Origin of the sequence: Aquabacterium sp. (genome assembly GCF_035476535.1) — a bacterium.
In the GTDB taxonomy this organism is placed as follows: Bacteria; Pseudomonadota; Gammaproteobacteria; order Burkholderiales; family Burkholderiaceae_C; genus Pseudaquabacterium.
In genome coordinates, this window is the sequence record NZ_DATILJ010000151.1 from 1 (window position 1) to 8,601 (window position 8,601).

Consider the following 8,601-nt stretch of genomic DNA (forward strand, 5'->3'; position numbering starts at 1 on the left):
ATGCTCAGGCAGGCATGGCAGCGGTAGACATCGTCATTGGCCATGCCGAAACGTTCGCTGCCGAAGACGAAGGCCACCTGGTGGCCCTCGCCGGCCAATGTGGCGAAGCGCTCACGCGGCGCAAAGGTCGGCGGGCCGAAGTCTCGCGGCGTCATCGCCGTCGCGCAGGCGTAGGTGATGCCGTCCAGCGCCTCGGGCAAGGTCTCGACGATGCGCGCTCGCACCAGGATGTCGGCCGCGCCGCTGGCCATCGCCACCGTGTCCTCGTGGCTCAGCACGTCGGCAAAGCGCGGCTGCACCAGCACCAGGTCGTGGAAGCCCATCACCTTCATGGCCCGCGCGGCGGCGCCCACGTTGCCCGGGTGGCTGGTGTTCATCAGCACGAAGCGTGTGGTGTCGGTCATTTGCACGATGCGTGTGCTGTTCACGGGGCTTGGGGGCGCGGGCGGCTAAAATCGAGGGTTTTCGCGGTGGCCCATTGTCACCGCATCGTTCTTTCCTTCCGCTGCCCCCTTGTCGTCGTTCAGGACACCCCATGTCGCAATCGCTGCACCCCATGCTCAACATCGCCATCAAGGCCGCTCGCGCGGCAGGGGCGATCATCAACCGGGGCTCGCAGGACCTGGACATCCTGAAGGTCACGCACAAGGGGCCCAACGACTTCGCCAGTGAAGTCGACTCCGCGGCCGAGGCCGCGATCATCGAGATCCTGTTGGGCGCCTATCCAGGCCACGGCATCCTGGCCGAAGAATCGGGCCGCGCGCATGGCGCGAAGAACAGCGAGTTCGTCTGGATCATCGACCCGCTGGACGGCACCACCAACTTCCTGCATGGCTTCCCGGTCTATGCCGTGTCGATCGCGCTGGCCTACCGCGGCGTGGTGCAGCAAGCGGTGGTGTTCGACCCGACGCGCAACGACCTGTTCTTCGCCTCGCGCGGGCGCGGCGCTTTCCTCAACGACAAGCGGCTGCGCGTCAGCAAGCGCACGCGGCTGGCCGATTCATTGATCGGCACTGGTTTCCCGTTCCGCCGCGGCGACAGCTTCCAGCGCTACGTGAAGATGTTCGAGACCGTGATGCAGGCCTGCGCCGGCGTACGCCGCCCGGGTGCCGCCGCGCTGGACCTGTGCTACGTGGCCGCCGGCTGGTACGACGGCTTCTTCGAGACCGGCCTGAACCCCTGGGACATGGCCGCCGGCTCGCTGATCATCACCGAGGCCGGTGGCCTGGTCGGCAATTTCACCGGCGAAGCCGACTACCTGTACCAGCGTGAACTGGTGGCCGGCAACCCGAAGGTCTACGGCCAGCTGGTGCAGCTGCTGGCACCGTACACCCGCGTGATCAAGGGCGACGAGGCGGCAGCTGAAGGCGCCGAGCCGGCCGAAAACGCTTCGGACGTGGTGGCCGCCGCGCTGGCCGTTGCGGCGGCCCCGGCGGACGAGCCCGCCGCCCGCGAGCGCAAGCCGGTGCGCGTGCGCAAGCTCGACACCGTGCCCGCCGCACCCGCCCCGGCGTCGACGCCGGGGGCACACCGCATGCCGCCCCGGCCGCGGCGCAAGCTGGGCGACGCGCCGTTCTGACCCGTAGGCAAACGCCGACAGCACAAGCCTGCTGCGGCCGACCCTTGAGCCAGCAGCGGTCCGGCAGCGCGCGCCGTACGCCGGGTCTACCGTGGACTCCTTCATGTTCACCTGATGGAGTTCTCCATGAACAAACTACGTCGTTGGCCTTTGACGGTCCTGGTTGCGTCAGTCGCCGCGCTGAGCGGATGTGCCTCCAACACCAGCGTGCAGCCTGAGCCGCGTGCCAGCTACAGCACGGCCTATGGCAGCGTGCAGAACATCGAGGTCGTGCCCGTCGCCCACCGAGGCCCCGGCGCCGGTGCCGTGCTCGGCGCCGTGATCGGCGGCGTGCTGGGCAACCAGGTCGGCGGCGGCACGGGGCGCGCCGTTGCCACCGTGGGTGGCGCAGTCGGCGGCGCGATGATCGGCAACGCGATCCAGAAGCGCAATGCCGACGACGTCTACCGCGTCAGCGTTCGCCTCGACAGCGGCGCCTACCGCAGCTTCGACTTCCAGCGCATCGACGATCTCCAAGTCGGCGACCGCGTGCGTGTGGAAGGCGGGCAGATGTACCGCGGCTGACGGCACCGCTGCCCGGGAGTCGCCCCATCGAAAACGCAGAGCGCCCGCTGGCGCTCTTTTCATGCCGCCGGCTCATCGGGCCGACACAGCGGACAGTTCGGCCAGCAGCGCAGCAGCGCTGACGGGCTTGTAGAGATTGGCGTCGAACAGGCCTGCCGTGCCCGACGCTGGCGGCCGGTCGATCAGGGCGATGCAGCGGCGCGCAGGCCCGCCGGCGCGCCACTGCCTGAGGCGCAGCAGGTCCGCTGCATCCAGCAGGGCGGGGTCCAACAGCAGCAACTGGGCATCCCGCAGTTCAGACCGGGTTTCAAGCCGTGCTACTTCGAAGTTGGCGGCGAACAGCAATTCCGCCACCCGGTCGGCATGGTTCAACGGCGCATCGATCAGCAGCGCGAGCGGGCCCTCTTCCGGCCGCTCGCCGCCCGGCTCGGCAGGCCGGTCATCGAGCGGGCCCGCCCCATCACCGGGCAGCAAGACCTCCTCGGCACGGCCCGCGGGCAGCTGCAGCTCGAAGGCAAAGCGGCTGCCCTGGCCGATGGCGCTGTGCAGCTCCAGGCGTGCGCCCATCGCCTGGGTGATGTGCTGCGCCACGGTCAGGCCCAGGCCGGATCCCGGCGGGCTCTCTTCATCCGCCCGAGGTGGCGCGCGCCAAAAGGGCTCGAACAGATGCGCCTGGTCTTCGGGCGCGATGCCCCGGCCGTTGTCGGCCACCTCGAAGCGCCACCCGTCCGGCTCCGCGCCGGGCGTCACACGCAACTCGATCTGGCCGTTGACCGTGAACTTGGCCGCGTTGGACAGCAGGTTCAGCAACAGCTGGCGCAGGCGCTTGGCATCGGCCACCAGCACCGCCGGCAACTCCGCCGCAATGTGGGCCTGGAAAGTGTTGTGGCGGCTGCGCGCCAGCAGCGCACCCTGCTCGGCCAACTCGTGCAGCAGGCCGTGGATGTAGAGCGGCGCCGGCACCAGGTCCAGCTCGTGCAGCTCGCCGCGCGAGAACTCGACCAGCTCGTCGATCAGCGCCAGCTGATAGGCCACGCCCTGCTCCACGCTGGCACGCAGCTGCTGGTCGCGCCGGCCGCGCCCACCCAGCAGGCGCAGATAGCTCACCGTCGCGGCCAGCGGCGCACGCAGGTCGTGACCGATGTAGGCCAGCAGGCGGCTGCGCTGCTGGTGCAGCAGGCCGGCGTCGTGCAGGGCCACGCGCAGCTGTCCCGTGCGCTCCTCCACCTGCTGCTCCAGCTCCCGGCCGCGGGCGGCGCGCTCGTCCAGCAACTGCGCCTGTGCGATCAGCTCGGACTGGCGCAGCCTGACCACGCGCTGCACCAGCGCCACCAGCAGGATCAGGTGCGAGAGCAGCAGCACCGTCGGCGTGGTCAGCCAGAGCACGGGCCCGAGCTCCAGCCAGCCCAGCACATAGGCGTAGCGCGGCAGCGCCCCGGCCACCGCGGCGCCCATCACCAGCGCGGCCCAGCCGGCCATCGGCAGGCGCCGCCAGCAGGCCCAGCCGGCCAGCACCAGCGTCAACAGGCCGCACAGCCCCGTCATGGCGTTGACGAGCGGGGCCGCCGCCCGGTAGTCGCCCCAGAGGGCGGCAAGCAGGGCAGCGGTCATCGCGAGCCAGACCGCGATCAGCGCCCAGCGCAACGCGCCCGCAGCGCGCCGCAGCGGCAGGATGGCCGCCACGGCCAGCGAATTCAGCAGCTGCGCCGCGCCCATCAGCAGCACCAGACTGCGAGGCGCCCAGCCGGTGGCTGCGGGCCAGAGGTATTGGAAGGCCAGGCCATGCAGGCTCAGCTCATAGAGCCCATAGGCCGCCACCGAGCCCGCCATCAGCACGAAGGCGGCTTGGCGCCAGATGCAGAACAGCAGCAGATAGCCGGCAGCGGCCAGCATCTGGTTGCCGGCCAGCACGGTGACGGCCAGCACGGTGAACCGGTCGTTGGCGAAGCAGTCCTGTGGCCGGCACAGCAGTGCGTCGAAGGAGGTGAGCGTGCGGCCGGATTCGCGCAACATCAGCCGCAGCGGCCGGCCCGGCTCCGGGCGCAGCGCGAAGCTCACGCTGGGGGTGTCCAGCGGCCATAACGCATGCGGAACCAGCAGGCCGGCTTCGGCATGCTGCCAACGCCCGTCGCGCGTCTCGACCCACAGCTGCGCATGCTCGATCCTGGCGAGCGTCATCACCAGCCACAGCGTCTCCGGCTGCTCGGCAGCAGGCAGGTCCAGCCGCGCCCACAGGGCCGTGGGCGTGTAGCCCGGCGTGCGCAGCGGGCCGGTCCGTTGGGAGGGCCGGAACTCGTCAGCGCGCGCCTGCGCCTCTTCCAGCGTCATGCGGCCGCCGGGGTCTTCCAGCAGCTGCCAGGCCGGTTTCAGCGGTGGAAGTGGCTGCGCCTGCAGCGGTGCCCAGGCCGCGAGACCAAGCGCAACACAGACGAAGCGGTACAACCAGTGCCGGATCAAGATGCGGCGCCGTCGCGCTGATGCTGGCGCCAGGCCTGCGGTGTCAGCCCCAGGCGTTCGCGGAAGGCAGTGGAGAAGTTGGCCGGGTTGGCGAAACCCACTTCCAGCGCGATGTCCTGCACGCTCATCTGCGTGGACCCCAGCAGCTGGCAGCCAACGCGGATGCGCTCCTCACTGATGAAGCCCGACACCGTCAGCCCCAGGTGCTTGCGGAACAGCGTGGACAGGCGCCGCTCGGTCAGGCCGAGTTGCTCGGCCAGCTGGCCGACCGAGGGCAGCGCCGCCAACTGTTCGCCGAGGAGCTGCGCGGCGGCGTGCACGAGGGCCAGCTCGGGGTTCCCGTCGTCGTTCCCGGCCCGCGGCTCGGCCGGCGCCGCGCTGCGCGGCAGATGGACGTAGATGCGGGCCCGCACCTCCTCCGCCAGAAACGGCTTGCCGATGTAGTCGACCGCGCCCAGGCGCAGGCCCTCGAGCCGCTGCTCAGGCGCCGCCCGCGAGGACAGGAAGATCACCGGAATCGCCCGCGTCGCCGCATCGCTCTTCAACAAGCGGCACACCGCATGGCCGTCCAGGCCCGGCATCACCAGGTCCAGCAGGATCAGGTCCGGCCGCTGCGCCTGGGCGCGCTGGAAGCCGGTCATCCCGTTGGTGGCATGCAGCAGCCGGTACTGGCTTGCCAGCAGGCTGGAGAGCTGACGCAACTGCTCCGGCGCGTCGTCGATCAGCAGCAGACGCGCAGCGCCCGGCGGGGCGTCGTTCGAGGCAGGGAGGGCGGCGCTCATCGGCGGGCATTGTCGTCGGCAATGGTCTGACCCCGGCGGACCGATGCGTTGTCGTACCGATGAAGCCCCGCATGCCGATCAGCATCGCAGCGCTGCTGAGCGTGAGGCCCCCCAGATCGGGTGTGCCTGCGGATTGGCACAACTTTTCTGCAGTTTGGCAAAGGTGCTGGGGTCTCAGCCGCGGGAGAGTCGGAACCTGCTCGGGGAGAGCGATGAGCGCCCACCGTCCGCATCACGTTCGACACGTTCCACGTCACCTGGCATGCCCTGCAGCTGTCGACAAGTTGCGCCGAATCGAGCGGTGAGGCGACAGGTCGCTCGAACGCATGTTTTTACCAATCGCCGACAGGCAGGACATACCCATGAATTGCAAACCACTCGGAGCCGCAAGAACCCTGCGACTGGCCTTGGCGGCGAGCGCCGTCCTGCTGGCGCCCAGCGCGCGCCGCCTCAGCCCCCTGGCCCTGGCGGCCGCATTGGCGCTTGGCAGCACACCCGCCCTGCCGGCCGACATCACCTTCTACGGGCACGACACCCGGTGGGACACGCCCACCAACTGGGGTGGCAACGTCCTGCCAGGCCCGGCCGACAACGCCCGGCTGGGCAATTACGACGTCGACCTGTATGGGTCGGCGTCCGTTCTCAGCTTCAGCGGCACCGGCGCCCTCAGGATTGGCGGCTCGCTGAACATTGCGACGGCCTCCAGCATCGGCCGCCTCTACGTGAACGGAGGAACCCTGACCGCCGCCACCAACTCCGCGTTCGTGACCGCGAACATGGACTCTTATTGGTCGGGCGGGACCATAGGCGGCGTAAACAACACCACCGTCCACGCGGTCTTCAACGGCGGCTTGACCTTCAATGGCGCTTCCGGCCACCAGTTGCTTTCGAGCAGCATGAGCTTGGCCGGCCTCAGCGCCTGGTACGACAACGCCCAAATCACATTCAACCAGTCCACGCTATACAACGCGGGCACCTTCAACGACGCCAACACGGGCAACGCATCGCTGAGCAGCCTTCACACCGCCGACGCGATCAACAACAACGGCCTCTACCTCAAGACCGGCTCGGGCACCAGCACGATAGGCACCGCCTTCTTCAACGGTGGCAGCCTGGCCGTGAATGCGGGCACGTTGGTACTGTCCCGCGGTGTCCAGTTCGTGGACCTGAGCGAAGGCAATGGCAATAGCAATGGCGGTGTGAGTGTGGCGAACGGCGCCACGCTGAACCTGGGGGCCAACTCCAGCAGCGGCAACTTCGATCTGACCAGCGGCACGCTGACCGGGGCCGGCACCTTGACCGCCGGCAAAGCCTCCACCTGGGTGGCGGGCGCCCTGACCGGCACCGGCGGCACCGTCTTCAACGATGGCTTGGCGATCAGCGGCAGTGCGACCAAGACCATTGACCAGCGCAGCGCGACCCTGGCCGGGGCCAGCAGTTGGAGCGGCAATGGCGGCATCGTTCTCAACCACGGCGCCGTGCTCACCAACAACGGCAGCTTCAACGACCAGACCGCCGGCGTGGTCAGCCTGGAAGGCTACTCCGGGTCGGCCTTCATCAATGCCGGCACCTATACCAAGAGCGGCGCGGGCAACACGAACGTCAGCGCGACCTTCAGCAACAGCGGCACGTTGGCGGTGAACGCGGGCACGCTGTCCCTGATCCGCGGCATCAGCGGCAGTGGCAGCGCCAGCGTGGCGAGCGGAGCGACGCTGAGCCTTGGGTCCGTTGGGTCCGCCTCCAGCCTCGGCAGGCTGAACTTGAACGGCGGCACCCTGAACAACAACGCCGGCCTGATTGTGAGCAGTGCCTCCACCTGGACGGGTGGGGTCATGTACGGCTCGGGCAGCAGCACCTTCAGCGGCGGGCTGGCGATCAGTGGTACTGCGGTCAAGAGCCTGAGCCAGTCCAGCCTGCTGGCCGGGACCAGCAGTTGGAGTGGGAATGGGAACATCGCCTTCAGCAACGGCGTGGTGCTCACCAACAGCGGCAGCTTCGCCGACCAGAACACTGGCGCGGCCATCCTGGGCATCTACGGCACGGTCGGCAGCTTCGTCAACGCCGGCAGCTACACCAAGAGCGGCGCGGGCACGACCACCATCAACACCGCCTTCGCCAACAGCGGCACGCTGGCGGTGAATGCGGGTGCGCTGATCTTCAACGGCGTCGGCAGCGGCAGCGGCAGCGCCAGCGTGGCGAGCGGCGCGACGCTGAGCTTTGCGGCGGCCTCCAGCATCGGCAGCCTGAACTTGAGCGGAGGCACGCTGACCGGGGCCGGTGCCCTGACCGTTAGCAACGCCTCCACCTGGACAGGTGGCACGATGAGCGGCACGGGCAGCAGCACCTTCAGCAACGGGCTGGCCATCAGCGGTGCGGGCAAGGCCTTGGACCAGCGCGGCCTGATCCTGGCCGGGGCCAGCAGCTGGAGCGGGAATGGCAACATCGCCTTCTACGACGGCGCGGTGCTCACCAACAACGGCAGCTTCGCCGACCAGAACTCCGGCTCGGTCAGCCTGACCAGCAACAGCACGAGCAACCGCTTCGTCAATGCCGGCACCTACACCAAGAGCGGCGCGGGCACGACCTTCATCAACACCGCCTTCACCAACAACGGCACGCTGGCGGTGAATGCGGGCAGTCTGTACATGAACGGCGTCGTCAGCGGCAGCGGCAGCGTCAACCTGACCGGCGGCGCGCTGAGCTTGGGGGGGGGCCCCAGCATCGGCAGCCTGAACTTGTCCGGAGGCGCCCTGACCTGGGCCGGTGCCCTGAGCGTGAGCAACGCCTCCACCTGGACGCGTGGGACGATGAGCGGCTATGGCAGTTCTGGCAGCAGCACCTTCGGCGGCGGGCTGGCGATCAGCAGTGGTGCGGCCAAGACCCTGGACCAGCGCAACCTGATACTGGCCGGGGCCAGCAGCTGGGCCGGGAATGGCAGCATCGCTTTCAGCAATGGCGCGGTGCTCACCAACAACGGCAGCTTCGCCGACCAGAACACCGGCGCGGTCAGCCTGACCAGCAGCGGCACGGGCAACAGCTTCGCCAATGCCGGCACCTACACCAAGAGCGGTGCGGGCGCGACCACCATCAACACCGCCTTCAGCAACAACGGCACGCTGGCGGTGAACGCGGGCACGCTGTACATGAACGGCGGCGGCAGCGGCAGCGGCAGCGTCAACCTGACCGGCGGCACGCTGAGCTTTGGGGTGGCCTCCAGTA

At 68.9% G+C, this 8,601-nt stretch carries 6 protein-coding genes; 3 read left to right on the forward strand and 3 right to left on the reverse strand.

Annotated features, from left to right (window positions below; translation table 11 throughout):
- Positions 1 to 404: RNA methyltransferase (locus tag VLK61_RS14880; protein ID WP_325422398.1), on the reverse strand; the 404-nt coding region annotated here is incomplete at its 3' end.
- Between the two features lie 131 nt (positions 405 to 535).
- Between VLK61_RS14880 and VLK61_RS14885 the strand changes: the two genes are divergently transcribed.
- Together VLK61_RS14885 and VLK61_RS14890 are read left to right on the forward strand one after the other, a co-directional pair.
- Complete coding sequence (locus VLK61_RS14885; protein ID WP_325422394.1) at positions 536 to 1,579, forward strand: inositol monophosphatase family protein; 1,044 nt, start codon at positions 536 to 538, stop codon at positions 1,577 to 1,579.
- Between the two features lie 126 nt (positions 1,580 to 1,705).
- Entirely contained in the window at positions 1,706 to 2,143 is a 438-nt protein-coding gene (locus VLK61_RS14890; protein ID WP_325422395.1) for a glycine zipper 2TM domain-containing protein, read from the forward strand.
- Positions 2,144 to 2,215: 72 nt separating this feature from the next.
- On the opposite strand, the gene VLK61_RS14895 is transcribed toward VLK61_RS14890, so the two are convergent.
- Positions 2,216 to 4,600 carry a sensor histidine kinase gene (locus VLK61_RS14895; protein ID WP_325422396.1) on the reverse strand — a complete coding sequence of 795 codons (2,385 nt, stop codon included), beginning with the start codon at positions 4,598 to 4,600 and terminating at the stop codon, positions 2,216 to 2,218.
- Positions 4,597 to 5,382, reverse strand: coding sequence for a DNA-binding response regulator (locus VLK61_RS14900; RefSeq protein ID WP_325422397.1), 786 nt, complete (start codon positions 5,380 to 5,382; stop codon positions 4,597 to 4,599). Before VLK61_RS14900 ends, VLK61_RS14895 begins: the two co-directional genes overlap by 4 nt.
- A gap of 362 nt (positions 5,383 to 5,744) precedes the next feature.
- Between VLK61_RS14900 and VLK61_RS14905 the strand changes: the two genes are divergently transcribed.
- On the forward strand, positions 5,745 to 8,601 hold a 2,857-nt coding region (locus tag VLK61_RS14905), incomplete at its 3' end, for a beta strand repeat-containing protein (protein ID WP_414636815.1).

Excerpts from the sequence above, each read along its gene's own strand:
- VLK61_RS14885 (WP_325422394.1), top strand. The coding sequence starts at position 536 with ATGTCGCAATCGCTGCACCCCATGCTCAACATCGCCATCAAGGCCGCT.
- VLK61_RS14890 (WP_325422395.1), top strand. The coding sequence starts at position 1,706 with ATGAACAAACTACGTCGTTGGCCTTTGACGGTCCTGGTTGCGTCAGTC.
- VLK61_RS14900 (WP_325422397.1), bottom strand. The coding sequence starts at position 5,382 with ATGAGCGCCGCCCTCCCTGCCTCGAACGACGCCCCGCCGGGCGCTGCG.